The organism is Elioraea tepidiphila DSM 17972 (genome assembly GCF_000378465.1).
GTDB classification, from domain to species: Bacteria; Pseudomonadota; Alphaproteobacteria; order Acetobacterales; family Acetobacteraceae; genus Elioraea; species Elioraea tepidiphila.
Map to the genome: position 1 here is coordinate 193,740 of NZ_KB899910.1, position 16,811 is coordinate 210,550.

19 protein-coding genes are annotated in these 16,811 nt (G+C 71.4%); 10 read left to right on the forward strand and 9 right to left on the reverse strand.

Features of this window, described 5'->3' with window-relative positions:
- Window position 1 precedes the first annotated feature (1 nt).
- Window positions 2–778: an ABC transporter permease gene (locus F563_RS0100785; RefSeq protein ID WP_019012728.1), complete on the reverse strand. Its 777-nt coding sequence runs from the start codon at window positions 776–778 to the stop codon at window positions 2–4.
- 7 nt (window positions 779–785) lie between these two features.
- Window positions 786–1,805, reverse strand: coding sequence for an ABC transporter substrate-binding protein (locus F563_RS0100790; RefSeq protein ID WP_019012729.1), 1,020 nt, complete (start codon window positions 1,803–1,805; stop codon window positions 786–788).
- Between the two features lie 67 nt (window positions 1,806–1,872).
- Here F563_RS0100790 and F563_RS0100795 point away from each other — a divergent pair, with 67 nt between their 5' ends.
- Both F563_RS0100795 and F563_RS0100800 read left to right on the forward strand, forming a co-directional pair.
- The gene (locus F563_RS0100795; protein WP_019012730.1) at window positions 1,873–2,424 is read left to right on the forward strand and encodes a GNAT family N-acetyltransferase; all 552 of its coding nucleotides are present in this window, start codon (window positions 1,873–1,875) and stop codon (window positions 2,422–2,424) included.
- A gap of 4 nt (window positions 2,425–2,428) precedes the next feature.
- On the forward strand, window positions 2,429–3,598 hold the full coding sequence (locus F563_RS0100800) for an MFS transporter (protein WP_019012731.1): 1,170 nt from the start codon (window positions 2,429–2,431) through the stop codon (window positions 3,596–3,598).
- A 3-nt stretch (window positions 3,599–3,601) separates the two neighbouring features.
- On the opposite strand, the gene F563_RS0100805 is transcribed toward F563_RS0100800, so the two are convergent.
- Together F563_RS0100805 and F563_RS0100810 are read right to left on the reverse strand one after the other, a co-directional pair.
- A complete protein-coding gene (locus F563_RS0100805) occupies window positions 3,602–4,579 on the reverse strand; it encodes a glycerophosphodiester phosphodiesterase family protein (RefSeq protein WP_019012732.1) in 978 nt (325 codons plus the stop codon).
- Between the two features lie 204 nt (window positions 4,580–4,783).
- Entirely contained in the window at window positions 4,784–5,116 is a 333-nt protein-coding gene (locus F563_RS0100810; protein WP_019012733.1) for a DUF1491 family protein, read from the reverse strand.
- 75 nt (window positions 5,117–5,191) lie between these two features.
- Between F563_RS0100810 and F563_RS0100815 the strand changes: the two genes are divergently transcribed.
- A complete protein-coding gene (locus F563_RS0100815; protein ID WP_019012734.1) occupies window positions 5,192–6,262 on the forward strand; it encodes a hydroxyacid dehydrogenase in 1,071 nt (356 codons plus the stop codon).
- A gap of 32 nt (window positions 6,263–6,294) precedes the next feature.
- Window positions 6,295–6,522, forward strand: a complete 228-nt coding sequence (locus F563_RS0100820; RefSeq protein ID WP_019012735.1) for a hypothetical protein — start codon at window positions 6,295–6,297, stop codon at window positions 6,520–6,522.
- Window positions 6,523–6,525: 3 nt separating this feature from the next.
- On the opposite strand, the gene F563_RS0100825 is transcribed toward F563_RS0100820, so the two are convergent.
- The gene (locus F563_RS0100825; RefSeq protein ID WP_019012736.1) at window positions 6,526–7,113 is read right to left on the reverse strand and encodes a cytochrome b; all 588 of its coding nucleotides are present in this window, start codon (window positions 7,111–7,113) and stop codon (window positions 6,526–6,528) included.
- A 50-nt stretch (window positions 7,114–7,163) separates the two neighbouring features.
- Here F563_RS0100825 and F563_RS0100830 point away from each other — a divergent pair, with 50 nt between their 5' ends.
- Window positions 7,164–8,174: a hypothetical protein gene (locus F563_RS0100830; protein ID WP_019012737.1), complete on the forward strand. Its 1,011-nt coding sequence runs from the start codon at window positions 7,164–7,166 to the stop codon at window positions 8,172–8,174.
- Here F563_RS0100830 and F563_RS0100835 read toward each other — a convergent pair.
- The 3 genes from F563_RS0100835 to F563_RS0100845 are packed head-to-tail and all read right to left on the reverse strand — an operon-like array spanning window position 8,162 to window position 11,117.
- Entirely contained in the window at window positions 8,162–9,142 is a 981-nt protein-coding gene (locus F563_RS0100835) for a ketopantoate reductase family protein (protein ID WP_019012738.1), read from the reverse strand. The genes F563_RS0100830 and F563_RS0100835 overlap by 13 nt on opposite strands.
- Window positions 9,142–9,936: a creatininase family protein gene (locus F563_RS0100840; protein ID WP_019012739.1), complete on the reverse strand. Its 795-nt coding sequence runs from the start codon at window positions 9,934–9,936 to the stop codon at window positions 9,142–9,144. Before F563_RS0100840 ends, F563_RS0100835 begins: the two co-directional genes overlap by 1 nt.
- On the reverse strand, window positions 9,933–11,117 hold the full coding sequence (locus F563_RS0100845; RefSeq protein ID WP_019012740.1) for a M20 metallopeptidase family protein: 1,185 nt from the start codon (window positions 11,115–11,117) through the stop codon (window positions 9,933–9,935). Before F563_RS0100845 ends, F563_RS0100840 begins: the two co-directional genes overlap by 4 nt.
- A 136-nt stretch (window positions 11,118–11,253) precedes the next feature.
- Here F563_RS0100845 and F563_RS0100850 point away from each other — a divergent pair, with 136 nt between their 5' ends.
- The 4 genes from F563_RS0100850 to F563_RS0100865 all read left to right on the forward strand — a co-directional run bounded on the left by F563_RS0100850 (window position 11,254) and on the right by F563_RS0100865 (window position 14,995).
- The gene (locus tag F563_RS0100850) at window positions 11,254–12,237 is read left to right on the forward strand and encodes a Bug family tripartite tricarboxylate transporter substrate binding protein (protein WP_019012741.1); all 984 of its coding nucleotides are present in this window, start codon (window positions 11,254–11,256) and stop codon (window positions 12,235–12,237) included.
- Between the two features lie 114 nt (window positions 12,238–12,351).
- Window positions 12,352–12,807, forward strand: coding sequence for a tripartite tricarboxylate transporter TctB family protein (locus F563_RS0100855; protein WP_019012742.1), 456 nt, complete (start codon window positions 12,352–12,354; stop codon window positions 12,805–12,807).
- Window positions 12,808–12,815: 8 nt separating this feature from the next.
- Window positions 12,816–14,312 carry a tripartite tricarboxylate transporter permease gene (locus F563_RS0100860; RefSeq protein ID WP_019012743.1) on the forward strand — a complete coding sequence of 499 codons (1,497 nt, stop codon included), beginning with the start codon at window positions 12,816–12,818 and terminating at the stop codon, window positions 14,310–14,312.
- Window positions 14,309–14,995 (forward strand): DUF2848 domain-containing protein, encoded by a 687-nt coding sequence (locus tag F563_RS0100865; protein ID WP_019012744.1) that lies wholly within the window; start codon window positions 14,309–14,311, stop codon window positions 14,993–14,995. The genes F563_RS0100860 and F563_RS0100865 overlap by 4 nt, the downstream gene beginning before the upstream one ends.
- On the opposite strand, the gene F563_RS0100870 is transcribed toward F563_RS0100865, so the two are convergent.
- Window positions 14,988–15,488 carry a GNAT family N-acetyltransferase gene (locus F563_RS0100870; protein ID WP_019012745.1) on the reverse strand — a complete coding sequence of 167 codons (501 nt, stop codon included), beginning with the start codon at window positions 15,486–15,488 and terminating at the stop codon, window positions 14,988–14,990. The two genes, F563_RS0100865 and F563_RS0100870, sit on opposite strands and share 8 nt — an antisense overlap.
- Window positions 15,489–15,547: 59 nt before the next feature.
- Between F563_RS0100870 and F563_RS0100875 the strand changes: the two genes are divergently transcribed.
- Window positions 15,548–16,810 carry an MFS transporter gene (locus F563_RS0100875; RefSeq protein ID WP_019012746.1) on the forward strand — a complete coding sequence of 421 codons (1,263 nt, stop codon included), beginning with the start codon at window positions 15,548–15,550 and terminating at the stop codon, window positions 16,808–16,810.
- Window position 16,811 lies beyond the last annotated feature (1 nt).

Sequence of the window (16,811 nt, forward strand, 5' to 3'; positions counted from 1 at the left end):
CTCAGCCGCCCGTCGCGTAGGCCTGTGCGCCGCGCGTCGCCCAGCGCGTGAAGCGCCGTTCGATCAGCGCGGCGACGCCATACATCGCAACCGCCAGGGCCGCGATGAGCAGCAGGGCCGCGAACATGCGCGGCACATTGGCCGAGGCGTCGCGCAGCATTAGGAAGCCGATGCCGCGATTGGCCGCCACCGTCTCGCTGATCACCGAGCCCACGAAGGCGAGCGTGATCGCGATCTTCAGCGAGGCGAAGAAGTACGGCAGCGAGCGCGGGATCGCGACCTTCAGCATGATGTCGCGCCTCTTGGCACCGAGGCTGCGCAGCACGTCGAGGAGTTCCGGCTCCACAGTGGCGACCCCGGTGGCGACGTTCACCACGATCGGGAAGAAGCTGATCAGGAAGGCGGTGATGATCGCCGGCACGGTACCGATGCCGACCCAGATCACCAGCACCGGCACGATCGCCACCTTCGGGATCGCGTTGAAGGCCACCAGCAGGGGGTAGATCGCGGCGTACAGCCAGGCGGAGGCGCCGATCGCGACCCCGAGGAACAGGCCGAACACGACGGCGAAGCCGAATCCCGCGAGCGTGGTGAGCAGCGTCTGCTCGGCATTCAGCCAGATGCCCGCGCGGAACCGCCAGAGCGCCTCGAAGATCGCCGACGGCGCGGGCAGGATGAACGGGCTGATACCCGTCACGCGGCAATACGCCTCCCAGCCGAGGAACAGCCCAAGCGTGACGAGCCACGGTGCTGCCGCGGGGGTCGCGAGGAAGCGCATCAGCGCGTCACGTCAGCATCCGCTCGGCCGCCGGCGGCAGGAAGCCCGCGTCGAACAGATCGGACGGTGCGATCCGTCGCGGCAGGTTCAGAGCCGCGCTCACCTGCTCGATCGAGGCGGCCAGCCGGTCCTGCTCGGCCCCGCCCCAGCCATCGCGCCGGACGCGCTGGGTCAGCACGTTGTCGGCGAGCGCCATCCGCAGCCGTTCCGCCTCGACCGCCTCGTCGATCAACGGATCGGTCGCCTTCAGCGCGGCCAGCGCGCGCGCCGGATCGGCGACGATGTCGCGCATCGCGCGGATGGTCGCGCGCAGGAAGCCGCGCACCTGGTCGCCGCGCTCCGCCAGCATGCGCGGCGAGGCGAGGATGCCGTTGCCGTAGAACGGCAGGCCGAGCCGCGCATAGAGGAACACGACGATGTCGTTTGCGGCCACGCCGCGCGCCTTCAGTTCCAGGATCGAGGTGTAGAAGTGCCCGGTGATGAAATCGACGTCGCCGCGCACCAGCATGGTCTCGCGGAGCGGCGGGGCCATGTTCTGCACCCGCACCTTGGAGCGATCGACGCCGGTGGCGGCACAGAATGCCGGGAACAGCCGGAACGAGGCGTCGAATTGCGGCGCGCCGAGCGTCTTGCCCTCCAGGTCCTTCGGCGCCGCGATGCCCTTGTTCTTGAGCGTCAGGATCGAGAACGGCGCGGCGTCGAACAGCACCATGACGCCCTTGATCATCGCGTTCGGGTTGTTGGCGTTGTACTCGATCGCGCTGTTCAGATCGGCAAAGCCCATCTCGTAGGCGCCGCCGACGATGCGCTGGATCGCGCCGGCGCTGCCCTGGCCCGCATCAACCGTCACGTTCAGCCCTTCGGCCCGGTAGTAGCCGGCGCGGTTGGCGTGCAGGAACACCGCGTTCGGGCCCTGGAAGGTCCAGTCGAGGGTGAAGCGGATCGGCGCGCCCTGCGCGGCGGCGGGACGGATCGCGGGGGCGGCGAGCAGGCCGGCCAGCACGGCGCGGCGAGAGGCGGACGACATGCGGAGGATCTCCCAGGGAAGCTGCCGGAGGGTAGCGGCCTTGCAGACCGCATGCCACGCTGCGCCGATGATCTCAACGTCCGACTTCGTGCCCCGCCTCGTCACCGGGCGGCTGGTGCTGCGCGGCTTCACCGAGGCCGATCTCGATGCCTATGCCGCGATGCAGGCAGACCCGGAGGTGATGCGTCACCTCGGCGCGGGGCCCGCGGCCGGCAAGCCGCGCACGCGCGACGAGACCTGGACCGGGATGGCGGTGCTGATGGGCCAGTGGGCGCTGAAGGGCTATGGCTGCTTCGCGCTCGAGGAACGCGCGACCGGCCGGTTCCTCGGTCGCGCGGGTATCCTGCACCTCGCCGGCTGGCCCGAGCCGGAACTCGCCTACGCGCTGGCCCGCGACGCCTGGGGCAAGGGCTTTGCCACCGAGGCCTGCCGCGCCGCGCTCGACTGGGCCTGGACCCACGTCCCGGCCGAGCGGATCGTCAGCTTCATCAAGCCCGAGAATACGACCTCCGCCCGGGTCGCGGCCCGGCTCGGCGGCGTGCGCGAAGGACCGTTCGAACTGCTCGGCGTGCCCTGCGACCTCTGGGTCTACCGGCGCGTCCCGACCGCCCTCGCCTGACCCCGTGACCGCGATTCCCGCTCTCGGTGCCCTGGTGGGCGCCGTGTCGCTCAGCCAATGGGCACGCACCCTGCCCGCGGTGATCGCGGGCGGCGTGATGGGCGAGTTCGGCCTGTCCGAGGCCGGGCTCGCGGCGGCGACGGCGATGGTGCATCTCGGCTTCGCGGTCGGCCAGGTGCCGTCCGGCGTTGCGCTCGACCGTGTCGGGCCGCGGCTGACCGCGAGCGTGCTGCTCGTGATCGCCACGGCCGGCCTCGCGCTGACAGCCGCGGCACCCGGGGCCTGGAGCCTGGCACTCGGGCAGTTCCTCACCGGGCTCGGCTGCTCCGGCGTGTTCATGGCGGGATTGATGGTGACGGCGCAGTTGCTGCCGCCCGACCGGTTCGGCCAGGTGGCCGGACTGATGCCCGCGCTGTCGGGCCTCGGGCTGCTCGCCTCGGGCACGCCGTCGGCGTGGCTGGTCGGCATCGCGGGCTGGCGCGCTGCGCCGGCCGCCGCCGCAGTCGCGGGCCTCGTCTGCCTGATCGCGGCATGGAGCCTGGTGCCCGCGCTGCGGCCTCAGCGCGCCAGCCAGCGCGGCCTCGGCGCCGATTCCCTCGACGTGCTGCGGCTCGCCGCCTCGCGCGGGCTGCGCGCGCCGGTCGTGCTCGCCTTCGTCGGCTATCCCGCGACGCTCGCGCTGCGGGGTCTCTGGGCCGGGCCGTGGCTGACCGACCGGCTCGGCTTCGGATTGGTCGGCACGGGCAATGTGCTGGCGGGGCTGTCGGTGGTGATGTCGCTTGCGCCCGCGCTGTTCGGCTGGCTCGACCGCCACGTGCGGAGCCGCGCGCGCGTCATGGGGTTCGCCCACCTCGCCGCCGCGGCATCGCTCGCGTGGCTGCCGGTCGCCGGCGGCCGGGCCGCGCCCGACATCGCCGCGATGGCGCTGGTCGGTCTGCTGATCGGCAGCCACGTGCTGCTCTACCCGATGACACGCGAGGCGGCCCCCGAGGGCGGCACCGGCAAGGCGCTGTCGGCGGTCAACCTCGCCTTCTTCGTCGGGCTCGTGGTGTTGCAGCCGCTCTCGGGGCTGGTCGCGCGGGTGGCGGGGCTGCCGGGCGCGCTCGCGCTGTTCGCGGTCGCGCTCGGAGCCGGAAGCGTGGCGTTCCTGGCGATGACCCGGCAGCCCCGCTGAGGCTCAGCACAGGCTGCGCCGCGCCGCGAGCAGACCCATCACGCCAAGCCCGAGCAGCGCGAGCGAGGCCGGCTCCGGCACCGGGTAGAGGGCATCGCGCGACGCCACGCCGAGATCGGGCGTGTTGGTGAAGATCCCGTCCAACCCGCGGGCATAGAGCGTGTCGTGCAGCGCGGGATTGGCCAGCGAGACCGTGTAGGCGTGCACCAGCAACCCCGCGGCATGCGCGCGGTCGATGCAGGCCTGCGTCGCCTGGCCGGTGCTGATTCCGATGCCATCCGCGTACTGGGCGATCGCAGTCGCCGCCGCCGCGGTGGATGGGCAGGTCGTCAGATAGACCACCGGCAGATCGGAGTTCGCCGACAGGTGCTGCACGATCGACTGGTCGAAGGACTGCAGGAACACGTTGTTGAAGCGGCCGTCGAAGAACCCGCCGTATTTCGGATCGGCGAGCGCCGTGAGCATCGCATCGGCGATGGCAAGGTTGTAGGTAGCGGCGCCGGAGATCGTCTTCACCTCGGGATAGACGCCGACGATGCGGCCGCTGCTGGTGTAGAGGTCATAGACATAGTCCAGCACGTCGTTGAAGGTCGGCACGGCGAAGCTCTCGGTGCCGTCGTAGTAGGGGCTGGTCGCCGGATTGGAGTAGGCCGCGCCGCCGCGCGACACCGCACTCAGCTTCTGGATATCGGCATAGGTCAGGGTGTCGATGTAGTACTGCCGCGTGCCGGCCACCTGCGTGCCCTTGGCGAACAGGTCCGGATCGCTCGCCGCGACCTGCTGGACATTGGTGGTGGCGTTCAGCGACCGGTCGTGCCGCGCCACCAGCACGCCATCGGCGGTCAGGAACAGGTCCGGCTCGATGAAGTCCGCCCGCATCTGCACCGCGAGGCGATAGGCCTCCATCGTGTGCTCCGGCAGGTAGTTGCTCGCGCCGCGATGGGCGATCACGATCGGCCGGTCGGCCAGTGGCGCGGCCACCGCCGGGGTTGAGAGGGGTGCTACTCCAGCCAGCATCGCGCACGCGATGACTGGGATCGCGACGGAACGGCACTGCATTGTCTTGACTCCGGCATGGACTGAGGATGCAACGGTCATCGCGGCTGCGATGTCCGCCGCGATCCTAGGGATGCCTGCGCGGGCGTGTGTGAAGCGGCTGTGAAATTGCGATGGCGAGCCCTGATCTCACACCAGCCGCGCCTCGAAGGGCGGCACCAGATCGGGCGCGTCGATCTCGATCACCCAGACATCCGGATCGCGCTTCACCTGACGCGCGAGATAGGCGTCCACCCCCGCCTGATCGGCCGGCGCCTCGCCGGTGCCGCGCACCCAGGCGGGCCGGCCCTCGGCGTCGCGCGCCTCAGCGAGCACGGTCGAGCCGGCCTGCCCGCGCAGCACCACGAGGATGCCCCCCGAATCCGGGTCGCCCTTGCGCAGCACCACCGCGGCGCGTCCCATGCGGTCGCACTGGCGGATCACCGCACGCACCCACAGCCCCGATTTCAGCCGTGCCTCCATGCAGCTCTCCCATGCCTCGACGCGGCCTGCGCCTCCGCCTAGCCTCGCCGGGTCAGCCACGCGCGAGCCCGTCCGATGCCCCAGAAGATCACCCTCGTCTATGCCGAGCCGACGCCGCGGCCGGTATTCCTCGAGATCATGCGCGCCCAGCCCGAGTTCAGCCTGCGCCGCTGCGGTCCGGACACGCGGCCGGAGGAGGTGGGCGCGCTGTTCGCCGGCGCGCACGCCTACCAGACCGGCAGCCTGCGGGACGAGCTGCCGCGGCATCTCTGGGCCGATGCGGCGCTGCTGCGCGCCGCCCCAGACCTGCTCGCGGTCTCGAGCCACGGCGCCGGGTACGACACCGTCGATGTCGCGGCGATGACCGAGGCCGGCGTCATCGTGATGAACCAGAAGGGCGGCAACGCCGAGGGCGTGGCCGAGCACGCGGTCGGCATGATGCTCGCCTTGCTCAAGCGCATCCCCGAGGCGCAGGCCGCCATGCGCGCGGGCACGATGCGGGTGCGCGAAGCGGTGATGGGGCGCGAGCTCGCCGACCGGACCGTCGGCATCATCGGCCTCGGGCTGATCGGCACGCGCATCGCCGAGATCTGCCGCCTCGCCTTCCGATGCCGCATCCTCGCCGCCGACCCCTACCTCGACGCCGCGACGATCGCCGCGCGCGGGGCGGAGAAGGTCGAGCTCGCGACCCTGCTCGCCGAAAGCGATGTGGTATCGATCAACTGCCCGCTCAACGACGAGACGCGCGGGATGATCGACGCGCAGGCGCTCGCGCGGATGCGGCAGGGTGCGATCCTCGTCAACACCGCACGCCAGTTCATCCATGACGAGCGCGCGGTGCTGGCCGCGCTCGAGTCCGGCCACCTCGCCGGAGCCGGACTCGATTGCTGGGACCGCGAGCCGCAGCCGCCGCTCGACAATCCGCTGCTGCACCATCCCGCGGTGCTGGCGAGCCCGCACACCGCGGGCGTCACCGAGGAAAGCCGGCGGCGGATCGCCACCTGGGGCGCGGAACAGCTGATCGGGCTGTTCGTGAAGGGCGAGCGTCCGCCCCGACTGGTGAATCCCGCCGCCTGGCCAGCATTCGCGCGGCGCTTCTCGGCCATGTTCGGGCGGGACGTTGAAGCGCGCCTGGCCGCCGAGTAGCGTCCGCGCCCTCTCCCGAGGGACGGACGACGATGGCCAAGGCCAAGGACCCCACTGCCGGCATGACCGAGGCGCAGCGCGCCTATGAGGCGAAGCGCGCGGCGAAGGCGGGAATGACGCTCGAGAAGTGGATGGCGCAGAAGGAGCGCGCACGCGCCCATGCCGCACGCGCCGCCGCAGAGGCGGCCGCGCCGCCGCCGCCGAAGAAGAAGCCCGGGCTATTGCGCCGCGCGCTCGCCCGCGCCCGCGGCGAAGCGTAGGCCCTACAGCATCCGCATCAGCGTGCCGTCGCGCCGGATGGCGTGGTGATAGACGGCGCCCGCGATGTGCGCGACCAGCAGGAAGGCGATCGAGTAGCCGACCCAGGTGTGCAGCGTCTTCAGCGTCTCGGCGAGGCTCTGGTTCTCCGCCATGACCGCCGGGATGTCGATGAGGCCGAGATAGGCGGTGGCCCCCTGCATCGGGAAGCCGAAGGCGTTGGTCATGGTGAAGCCGAGGATCGGCTGCGCGATCAGGACAAGATAGAGCAGCCAGTGCACCGCGCTGGCCGCGAACCGCATCTGAGCGGGGATGTGATCGGGCAGCGGCGGTGGAGGGTTGGCAATACGCCAGACCAGCCGGGCGATGGTGACGAAGAGAATGGTGAGCCCCGCGCTCTCGTGCACGGCGTAGAACACCATCTTGGTCGCGAAGGGCTCGTTGGCGATGTGCTTGATGACGAAGCCCACCGGCAGTGTGATCGCCATCAGCACCAGCGTGATCCAGTGGAACCACTTCGCGACGGTGCTGTACTGACCGTCCGGGTGCGCTGCGTCCGTTCCCGCCAGGACCCGTGCCGTCGCCACGTTCATGCCGCGCGCTCCTTGCCGTTCGCCTCGGCACTATGCCACAGCGCATCGGCATGACGCGCCTGATCAGCATCTCCCTTGATCAAGCATGGCGGCGTGTGCCCTTCCCGTACCTCACGCTCGCCGCGCACGCCGACTGGTCGTCCGATCCGCGCAAATGCTGGATCGCGCTCGCCGGGCGCGACGCCGAGGGGCGCTGGACGGCCGGCGCGCCCCGCCCGGTCGGGCCGGCCGATACTGTTGCTGCCCGCCTGATTGCCGCGGCCGCTGGTGGGGCGGCGGTGCTCGGCCTTGACGTCCCGCTTGGCCTGCCGCGCCTCTACGCCGCGCGCCATGCCGGCGCTGCCGACTTCCCGGCCTTCCTGCGCACGCTCGCCGACCGCCCGTCGTTCTTCACGGTCGCCGCCACGCTCGAGGATGTCTCGCCCGATCGGCCCTTCTATCCCGCGCGCGGGACGCGCGGGATGACGCGCGCCGCACATGCCGCAGCCCTCGGGCTGCCCGACCCGTCCTGCCTGGGCCGGCGCTGCGACCTGCGCACGGCCACGCGGCCGGCCGGCGCGCCGCTGTTCTGGACCCTCGGCGCCAATCAGGCCGGCAAGGCCGCGATCCATGCCTGGCGCGAGATGCTGCTGCCCGCCCTTGCCGAGGGCGGAGCGATCCGGCTCTGGCCCTTCGAAGGCACACTCGCGGAGCTCGCCCGGCCCGGCGCGCTGGTGCTCGCCGAGACCTATCCCGCCGAGTGCTACCGCCACATCGGCGTGCGCCTGGCGGGGTCGAAGCGCCGCCGCTCAGCGCGCCTCGCTGCGGGCGCAGCTCTCATCGCCTGGGCGCGCGACGCCGGGGTGACGGTCGCGCCCGACCTCGCGGCCGCGATCGCCGACGGGTTCGGCGCGGATGCGGCCGGCGAGGACCGATTCGATTGCGTCTGCGGTCTGTTCGGGGTGCTCAACGTCCTGCTCGGGCGGCGGGCCGAGGCATACCCGGACGACCCCGCCCTGCTGTGCTGGGAAGGCTGGGTGCTCGGCCAGACCGACCAGCCGCTCGCGGCTCAGCCGGCGTAGAGCCCGGCGGCGCGCGCACGCTCGACCGCAAGCGCGATCGTCAGGTCGAGCGTCGGCGTCTCCACGCCGGCGAGCCGTGCCAGCTCCAGCGGTACGACCAGCTGCGCATCCACCTCCATCGGCTTGCCCATCTCCAGGTCCTGCAGGATCGACGGCTTGTGCGCGCTCGCCGCATTGGCCGCCGCGCGCTTGGCCGGATCGGCCTTGACCTCGCAGCCCCAGGCGCGCGCGACCGCGTGGCACTCCTCCATGGCGCGGATGGCCGCCGCGTAGATGGCGGGTTGCGCCATGTACTCCTTCATCCGCCGCCCGGCGAGGATCGCGAGCGGGCCGTTGCCCATGTTGCCGGCGAGCTTCTCCCACACGGCGACGCGCATGTCGGACACCACCTCCCCGCCCATGCCGCCCGCGCGCAGGGCCGCCGCGATCGCCTCGGCGCGCGCCGAGATCGTGCCGTCGGGCTCGCCGAGGATCACGCGATTGGTCGGGTTCTCGGCATGGATCACGCCCGGCTCCAGCACCGTGCAGGCGGAATACACGACACCGCCGATCGCGCGCGCGACCCCCATCCCGTCCCACAGCACGCCACCCGGATCGAGCCGCTCGATCCGCCGCCCATCATGCTCCCCGCCATGGCGGTGGAAATACCACCAGGGAATGCCGTTCACGACGAACGCGACCGGCGTGTCGGGACCGAGCAGCGGGCCGATCGTGCGGCCGATCTCAGGCAGCGAATGCGCCTTGGCGGTCGTGATGACGGCGTCCTGCACGCCGAGCTCGCGCGGATCATTGCTCGCGCGCACCCGCACCGTGTCGGTGACGTCGCGCGCCTGCACGGTGATGCCGCGCGCGCGGATCGCGTCGAGATACGCCCCGCGCGCGACCACCGAGACATCCGCACCACCGCGCGCGAGGCGGAACGCGATATGCCCGCCGATCGCGCCGGCGCCGAAGACCGCAATCCGCATCAGCCCTGGTCCCGCAGATGCACGATGAGCCGCGCCCCCTGCTCGGCGAGCCAGGCGACCGCGCGTTCGCCGACCGCCGCATCGCCGCGGCGCGGGTCGCCGGCCAGCACGCCGTTCGGCGCGGCGATGTCGTATTCGATCGGCAGGCCGATCTCGATCTCCTCGAACCGCGCGGCGCCGAGGCCGGTGACCGCCATGCCCTGCACCGAGCCCGGCGGCACCGGGTCCGGGATCATGTCCGGGCGGCAGAGCTGCGGGAACAGCGCCAGTGCGACCGACCAGACCGGGTCGGCGCCATGGCCGACCTTGCCCGCGGTATCGCCACCGGTGAGCTTCGGCCAGGCGCCGTACAGCACGCGCCAGATGTAGAGCGAGGGGATGAGCGTGCCGTCGGCATGCTTCACCGCGAGTGTCGCCTCGTGGATCGCGTGCGTGTTGCCGCCATGGCCGTTGACGATGAGGATGCGATCGAGCCCGTGCGCGAGCAGACGCTCCAGCATCTCGCGGATCACCGCGAGCAGGGTCGCATGCGAGAGCGCGATCCCGCCGGGCACGGTGCCGAAATAGTCCTCGCCGCCGAAGGGCAGCACGGGCGCCACCAGCGCATCCGCGCCGAGGGCCACGGCGCGCTCGGCGATGCGCAGCGCGATCGCGTCCGCGAGCAGATAGTCGCCCATGGGCGCGTGCGGGCCCTGATCCTCCAGGCTGCCCATCGGCAGCAGGATGGTCGGGCGGTTCGCGAGCCGCGTCTTCGCCTCGCCCGAGGTGAGTTCGGCGAGCCTCAGTTTGGTCATTGCAGGAGCTCCAATGCGGCGCGGGAGAGGGTGCGCACGCCGACGGCAATGCAGCCCTCATCAGGCTGGTAGTCGCTGTTGTGCAGCACGTCGGCTCGCCCGGGCGCGCCCGAGCCGATGCGCAGATGCGCGCCCGGCGCACGCTCGGTGAAGCAGGCGAAATCCTCCGAGCCCATGCTCGGCGTGCCGGACGTCACCGCCGCCTCGCCCACCACCGCGCGCGCGGCCGTGAGCACCCGGTCGAGCACGCGGTCGTCGTTCACCAGCGGCGGCACCTTGCGCGCGTAGTCGAGCTCGCTGCGAAGCCGGAGCCCCGCCTCGACGCCGGCGAGCAGCCGCCGCATCCCCGCCTCCACCGCGTCGCGCGCCGCCGTGTCCATGGTGCGCACGGTGCCTTTCAGCGTGAGCTGGTCGGGGATGATGTTGCGCACCGTGCCGCCGCTGATCTGCCCGACCGTCACCACGGCAGGCGAGAGCGGGTTGATCTCGCGCGACACGAGCGTCTGGAGCTGGCCGATGAACAGGGCGGCACCAGCGATCGGGTCGATCGCCGCCTGGGGGTGGGCTGCGTGGCCGGAGCGGCCGTGGAAGACGATGTCGAACGCGTCCGAGGCCGCCTGGCACGCTCCGCGCACGTACTGGATCTGCCCGACCTTGCCCCAGGGCCAGTTGTGGAAGCCGAGGCACATGTCCACGCCCGGATCGTCCATCGCGCCGTCGGCGATCATCGCCGGCGCGCCTTCGAGGATCTCCTCGGCGGGCTGGAAGATCAGCTTGATCCGCCCGGCGAGCGCCGGCGCGATCGATCTGAGCACGGCCGCGGCGCCGAGCAGCGTGACGGTGTGGATGTCATGCCCGCAGGCGTGCATCAGCCCCTCGCGCTCGGAGGCGAAGGGCAGCCCGGTCCGCTCGTGGATCGGCAGCGCGTCCATGTCGGCACGGATCAGCAGCGTGGGTCCGGGCCGTCCGCCCTCGATCAGCCCGACCACGCCCGTTCGGCCGACGCCGGTGCGGGCGGGAATGCCGAGCCGCGCCAGCTCCGCCGCCACCACGGCGGCGGTCTCGTGCTCCTCGAAGGCGAGCTCGGGGCGCTTGTGCAGCTCGCGCCGGAGCGCGATCAGCTGCGCCTCCAGCCGCGCCGTCTCGTCGCGGATCGCGGCGTCGGGATCATTGGCGGTCATGCGGGACGTCCTGGCTCGCGGAAGCCGCGATCATGCGGCGCAGCCTACCACCCCGCAAGCCGCGTCGGCCGCCCTTGCCGGGTCTTCCGGGCGCGTGCGATAGACGAATGCAAAGGAAAGCGACGGGGAAACGCTCATGTCGGAACGGATCAGGCTCGCACGACGAACGGTCCTCACGGGCCTCGGCGCAGCACTGGCCGCGCCGGCGACGCTGCGGGCGCAGTCCTGGCCGACCGGCCCGATCCGCCTGATCGTCCCCTTCGCGCCCGGCGGCACGACCGATGTCATGGCCCGGCTTGTCGGCGACCGGCTCGGTCCGCGGCTGGGCCAGCCGGTGATCGCCGAGAACCGCGCGGGCGCGGGCGCCACGGTCGGCAGCACCATCGCCGCGCAGGCCGCGCCCGACGGCCAGACGCTGGTGATGAGCAACATCGCCAGCCACGGCATCGCCCCGACGCTCTATCGCAACATCCGCTACGACGCGATGCGGGACTTCGTGCACATCGCGCTGGTCACCCGCAACCCGAGCGCCATGGTCTGCAATCCGGGCTTCGCGGCGCGCAGCCTCGCCGACGTGGTGCGGATCGCCAAGGAGAAGCCCGGCAGCCTCGACTTCGCGACCTCCGGCGCAGGCTCGTCGAATCATCTGCTCGGGCTGCGCTTTGCGATGGCGGCGGGGATCACGCTGAACCACGTGCCCTACCGGGGCGCCGGGCCGGCGATGACCGACACGATCGCCGGGGTGGTGCCGATCATGTTCGACGGCCTGCCCTCGGCCTCCGGCCATATCCGCGCCGAGCGCGTGCGCCTGCTCGCGACCAGCGGCGCCGAGCGCAGCCCCGCCTTCCCGGATGCGCCCACCTTCAAGGAGTCCGGCTTCGATGTCGTCTCCTACCAGTGGTTCGGCATCTCGGCGCCGGCCGGCACGCCCGCCGCGATCGTCGACCGGCTCAACCGGGAGATCCGGGAGATCCTGAAGGACCCCGAGGTGGTGGCACGGTTCGACCAGCTCGGTGGCGGCATCGTCGACATGACACCGGAGCAGTACAGCGCCTTCGTCGCCGAGGAGATCGCCGTCTGGGCGCCGGTGGTGCGGGCCTCCGGGGCGACGGTCGAGTAGCGGTGGTTCGTTACGCACACCACATCCCCGTTCCGCCTGTCGCGAAGTTGATCTAGGCTCCGGTCCGGGAGGTTCTCGTCGCCGCGGTGCCGGGCCGCGTGGGGGGACCGGTGGATGCGGCTCAGGCCTGACGCGCAGGACATCTTTGCCGGCGTGATGTTCATCGCCTTCGCGGGCGTCATGCTCTACCTCAATTTCGAATCGCACCCGATCGGCACAGCGCGCCGGATGGGCTCCGGCTACATGCCGATGCTCACCTTCGGCATCCTGGCCGCCCTTGGTGTCGCGATCCTGATCAGCGGGCTGTTCACCGGCCCCGAGCCGATCGGGCGCTTCGCGTGGCGCGACATGGGGCTGATCCTGCTGGCATTGACCGTCTATGGCCTCACGGTCGAGCGGCTCGGCTTCGTCATCTCGCTGGCCCTCTGCATCGGCATCGCCTCGCTCGCGGAGAAGGTGTGGAAGCCCCTGCGCGTGCTCGGGCTGATCGCGTTCATGCTGGCGCTGTGTTGGGTACTGTTCATCTGGTACCTCGACATCCGCATCCCCGTCTTCCCCTGGTCGCGCTGAGGTCGGCGATGCTCGAGAATCTGCTCTACGGCTTCACCGTCGCGGCGACGTTCCAGAACCTCTCCGCCTGCTTCATCGGCGCGCTGCTCGGCACCGCGATCGGCGTGCTGCCGGGGATCGGCCCCGTGGCGACGATCTCGCTCCTGCTGCCGCTCACCTTCGGCATGCCGCCGACCACGGCGATCATCATGCTCGCCGGCATCTATTACGGCGCGCAGTATGGCGGTTCGACCACCTCGATCCTGATGAACCTGCCCGGCGAGGTGAGCTCGGTCATCACCACGCTCGACGGCTACCAGATGGCGAAGAACGGCCAGGCAGGACCCGCCCTGGCGGTGGCCGCGATCGGCTCCTTCATCGCCGGCTGCACCGCGACCATCCTGGTCGCCGCGCTCGGGCCGCTGCTGACCGCGGTCGCCCTCTCCTTCGGTCCGGCCGACTACTTCTCGCTGATGCTGCTCGGGCTGATCGTCTCGGCGGTGCTGAGCGAAGGCAACGTGGTCAAGTCGATCGGCATGATGGTGGCGGGCGTCGGGTTGGGTCTCGTCGGCACCGACGTGCAGACCGGCCAGCAGCGCTTCACCTTCGACATCCCCGAACTCTCGGACGGGATCGGCTTCGCGCCGATGGCGATGGGCATGTTCGGCATCGCCGAGATCATCCGCAATCTCGAGATGCCCGAGGTGCGCGAGGCGCTGAAGACCAGGATCAGCCGGCTGTGGCTCACCAGGGATGAGTGGAAGCGGGTCGCGGCACCGATCGCGCGCGGCACCACGCTCGGCTCGATCGTCGGCATCCTGCCGGGCGGCGGCGCGGCGCTGTCCTCGATGGGCGCCTACACGCTGGAGCGGCGGATCAGCCGCAACAAGCACCTGTTCGGCAAGGGCGCGATCGAAGGCGTGGCCGCGCCGGAGAGCGCCAACAACGCCGCCGCGCAGACCTCCTTCATCCCGCTGCTCACCCTCGGCATCCCCGCCAATGCCGTGATGGCGTTGATGGTCGGCGCGCTGATCATCCAGGGCATCCAGCCCGGGCCGCGCATGATCGAGGCCCAGCCCGACCTGTTCTGGGGCCTGATCGCCTCGATGTGGCTCGGCAACCTGATGCTCGTGATCATCAACCTGCCGATGATCGGGATGTGGGTGCGGCTGTTGAAGGTCCCGTACGACCTGATGTACCCGGCGATCCTGATCTTCTGCGCGATCGGCGTGTACAGCCTCAACAACAACAGCTTCGACGTCTATGTCACGGTCGTGTTCGGCTTCCTCGGCTACCTGTTCAGCAAGATCGGCTGTCCGCCGGCGCCGATGCTCATCGGCTTCGTGCTCGGCCCGATGATGGAGGAGCATCTGCGGCGCGCCATGCTGCTCTCGCGCGGCAACCCGATGGTGTTCATCGAGCGCCCGATCAGCGCCTCGCTGCTGGCCCTCGCCGTGATCGCCGTGGTGGCGATGGCGCTGCCCTCGATCCGCAAGGGCAAGGACGAGGCGCTCGCCGGCGGATGAGAGAGCCGATCGGATTCCGCTGCGTCACCGCCGCCGGCATCCACCAGGTCGCATTCAGGCCTCGTGACCTGGTGATCGCCGGCCTCACCGGACGCGACCAGGCGGCCGTGCAGCACCATGTGGGGGAACTCCGCGCGATCGGCGTGACGCCGCCGCCGAGCATTCCCGCGTTCTTCCGCAACGGCACCGATCTGCTGACCACGGCCTCTGCGGTCGAGGTGCTCGGCCCCGACAGCTCGGGCGAGGTCGAGTTCGTGCTCGTCAGCATGGCGGATGGGCTCTGGGTCGGCGTCGGCTCCGATCACACCGACCGCCGGGTCGAGGCCTATGCGATCGACGTCTCGAAGCAGCTCTGTCCCAAGGTGATGGCGCCGCTGCTGTGGCGCTTCGCCGACGTCGCCCCGCACTGGGACCAGCTGGTCCTGCGCGCCTGGATCGAGGAGGCGGGCCGGCTGACGCTCTACCAGCAGGGGACGGCGGCCGCGCTGCGCCCGCCTGAACCCCTGATCGCGGCCTGGACCGGCGGCGCGCCCCTGCCCGAGGGCACGGTGATGTTCGGCGGCACCTTCGCCGCGATCGGCGGCATCCGGCCGAGCGTACGGTTCGAGTTCGAGCTGGAGGACCCGATCCTGCGCCGCGTGATCCGGCACGGCTACACGGTGCGGAGCCTGCCGCTCACCTGACCGGCAGCAGGATCCGCTGCATCAGCACGAGATCGAGCCAGCGGTCGAATTTCCGCCCGACCTCCGGCATCAAGCCGACACGCACGAAGCCGAAGCGCTCGTGCAGGGCGAGCGAGGCGGCATTGCCCGCCTCGATCCCGGCGACCATCACGTGCAGACCCGCCGCCTCGGCCCGCGCGATCAGCCCGCCGAGCAGCCCGGCACCATGGCCGCGACGTTGCGCGTCGCGCGCGACATAGAGCCCGTGCTCCACCGTCTGCGCGTAGCCGTCGAAGGCGCGGAACGGCCCATAGCTCGCGAAGCCGCGCACGCTCCCCGCCTCCTCCGCCACCAGCACGGGAAACCCGGCCGCGCGCCGTTCGGCGAACCAGGCGCGCCGCGCCTCGAGCGTGGTCGGGCGGATGTTCCAGTTCGCCGTGGTCGTCTGGATCGCGTCGTTGGTGATGGCGAGGATGGCCGGCAGGTCGGCCTCGGTCGCGTCGCGGATCGGCATGGCTGCGTTTCGGTCCAGGGCGAGGAAGGGCGGCGCCGTTCCATGCCATCGTCGCCGGCGTGACGCGAGACCCGAAGGACACATCCAGCCTTGCGCCCGGCGCAGTCGCGCGGCTGATCGCGGCACTGACGGCGCTGACCGCGATGAGCAACTTCCACCGCGCCAATCTCGGCGCCCTCGCCCCGGAACTCGCGCGCGACCTGTCCCTGTCGCCGGACGCGCTCGGCCTGGCCAATGGCGCGTTCTTCCTCACGCTCGGCCTGATGCAGATCCCGGTCGGGCTGATGTTCGACCGCATCGGGCCGCGCCGGACCGTCGCACTGCTCGGCGTGCCGGCGGTCGCGGGCGCCGCGCTGCAGGCCGTGGCGGTCGATCCGCGCAGCCTGATCGGCGCGCGGCTCCTGCTCGGGGCCGGCTGCGGGGCAAGCTTCATGGCCTCCATCGTGCTGTGCGCGCGCTGGTTCGGCCCGGCACGGCTCGCGACCACCGCCAGCCGGGTGTTCGCCTTCAGCCAGATCGGCAGCCTCGCCGCCGGCACGCCGCTCGCCGCCGGCGCGGCGGTGATCGGCTGGCGCGGCATGTTCGCGACCTCGGCCGCGCTGACCGCCCTCGTCACCCTCGCCTTCCACCGGGCAGTCACGGACGATCCGCCCGGCCGCGAGACCGCGCCCCGGCCGCGCGAGCGCCTGACCGCGGTGCTGTCCGGGCTGCTCGCGGTCTGGCGAACGAAGGGGCTCTGGCCGGTGTTGGCCATGCACACCTTCATCTACGCCAGTGCGGCGGTGGTGCTGACGCTCTGGGCGGGGCCGTATCTGGCCGATGTGCACGCGCTCGCGCCGGTCGCGCGCGGCCACGTGATCCTGGCGATGGCCGCGGCGCAGGCCGCGGGCACGCTGGTGGTGGGTCCGCTCGACCTCAGGCTGAACACACGCAAATGGATCGTCGTGCCCGGGGCCTGCGCCACGATCTCGACCCTGCTGGCGCTTGCCGCCTTCGGCCACCGCTCGACCGCGCTGGCCATCGGGCTGCTGGTGCTGCTCTGCCTGGTCACGAGCTACAGCGTCGTCACGGTCGCGCACGGCCGCAGCCTGTTCCCCGACGCGCTCGCCGGACGGGGCGTGACCACGGTGAACCTGTTCCAGCTGATCGGCTCGACCACGCTGCCGGTGCTGGCCGGCCATGTCGTCGGCGGCTTTCCCGCGGCGCAAGGCGTCCGCCCGCCGGCCGCCTATGCGGCGGCGTTCATCGCGGTCGCCGCCTGCCTCGGTTCCGGGCTGCTGATCTACCTGCTGTTCGCGCGCGACTCCCGCCCGCGCGGCTGAG

Excerpts from the sequence above, each read along its gene's own strand:
- F563_RS0100785 (WP_019012728.1), bottom strand. The coding sequence starts at position 778 with ATGCGCTTCCTCGCGACCCCCGCGGCAGCACCGTGGCTCGTCACGCTT.
- F563_RS0100790 (WP_019012729.1), bottom strand. The coding sequence starts at position 1,805 with ATGTCGTCCGCCTCTCGCCGCGCCGTGCTGGCCGGCCTGCTCGCCGCC.
- F563_RS0100795 (WP_019012730.1), top strand. The coding sequence starts at position 1,873 with ATGATCTCAACGTCCGACTTCGTGCCCCGCCTCGTCACCGGGCGGCTG.
- F563_RS0100810 (WP_019012733.1), bottom strand. The coding sequence starts at position 5,116 with ATGGAGGCACGGCTGAAATCGGGGCTGTGGGTGCGTGCGGTGATCCGC.
- F563_RS0100815 (WP_019012734.1), top strand. The coding sequence starts at position 5,192 with ATGCCCCAGAAGATCACCCTCGTCTATGCCGAGCCGACGCCGCGGCCG.
- F563_RS0100820 (WP_019012735.1), top strand. The coding sequence starts at position 6,295 with ATGGCCAAGGCCAAGGACCCCACTGCCGGCATGACCGAGGCGCAGCGC.
- F563_RS0100825 (WP_019012736.1), bottom strand. The coding sequence starts at position 7,113 with ATGAACGTGGCGACGGCACGGGTCCTGGCGGGAACGGACGCAGCGCAC.
- F563_RS0100830 (WP_019012737.1), top strand. The coding sequence starts at position 7,164 with ATGACGCGCCTGATCAGCATCTCCCTTGATCAAGCATGGCGGCGTGTG.
- F563_RS0100835 (WP_019012738.1), bottom strand. The coding sequence starts at position 9,142 with ATGCGGATTGCGGTCTTCGGCGCCGGCGCGATCGGCGGGCATATCGCG.
- F563_RS0100840 (WP_019012739.1), bottom strand. The coding sequence starts at position 9,936 with ATGACCAAACTGAGGCTCGCCGAACTCACCTCGGGCGAGGCGAAGACG.
- F563_RS0100845 (WP_019012740.1), bottom strand. The coding sequence starts at position 11,117 with ATGACCGCCAATGATCCCGACGCCGCGATCCGCGACGAGACGGCGCGG.
- F563_RS0100850 (WP_019012741.1), top strand. The coding sequence starts at position 11,254 with ATGTCGGAACGGATCAGGCTCGCACGACGAACGGTCCTCACGGGCCTC.
- F563_RS0100855 (WP_019012742.1), top strand. The coding sequence starts at position 12,352 with ATGCGGCTCAGGCCTGACGCGCAGGACATCTTTGCCGGCGTGATGTTC.
- F563_RS0100860 (WP_019012743.1), top strand. The coding sequence starts at position 12,816 with ATGCTCGAGAATCTGCTCTACGGCTTCACCGTCGCGGCGACGTTCCAG.
- F563_RS0100865 (WP_019012744.1), top strand. The coding sequence starts at position 14,309 with ATGAGAGAGCCGATCGGATTCCGCTGCGTCACCGCCGCCGGCATCCAC.
- F563_RS0100870 (WP_019012745.1), bottom strand. The coding sequence starts at position 15,488 with ATGCCGATCCGCGACGCGACCGAGGCCGACCTGCCGGCCATCCTCGCC.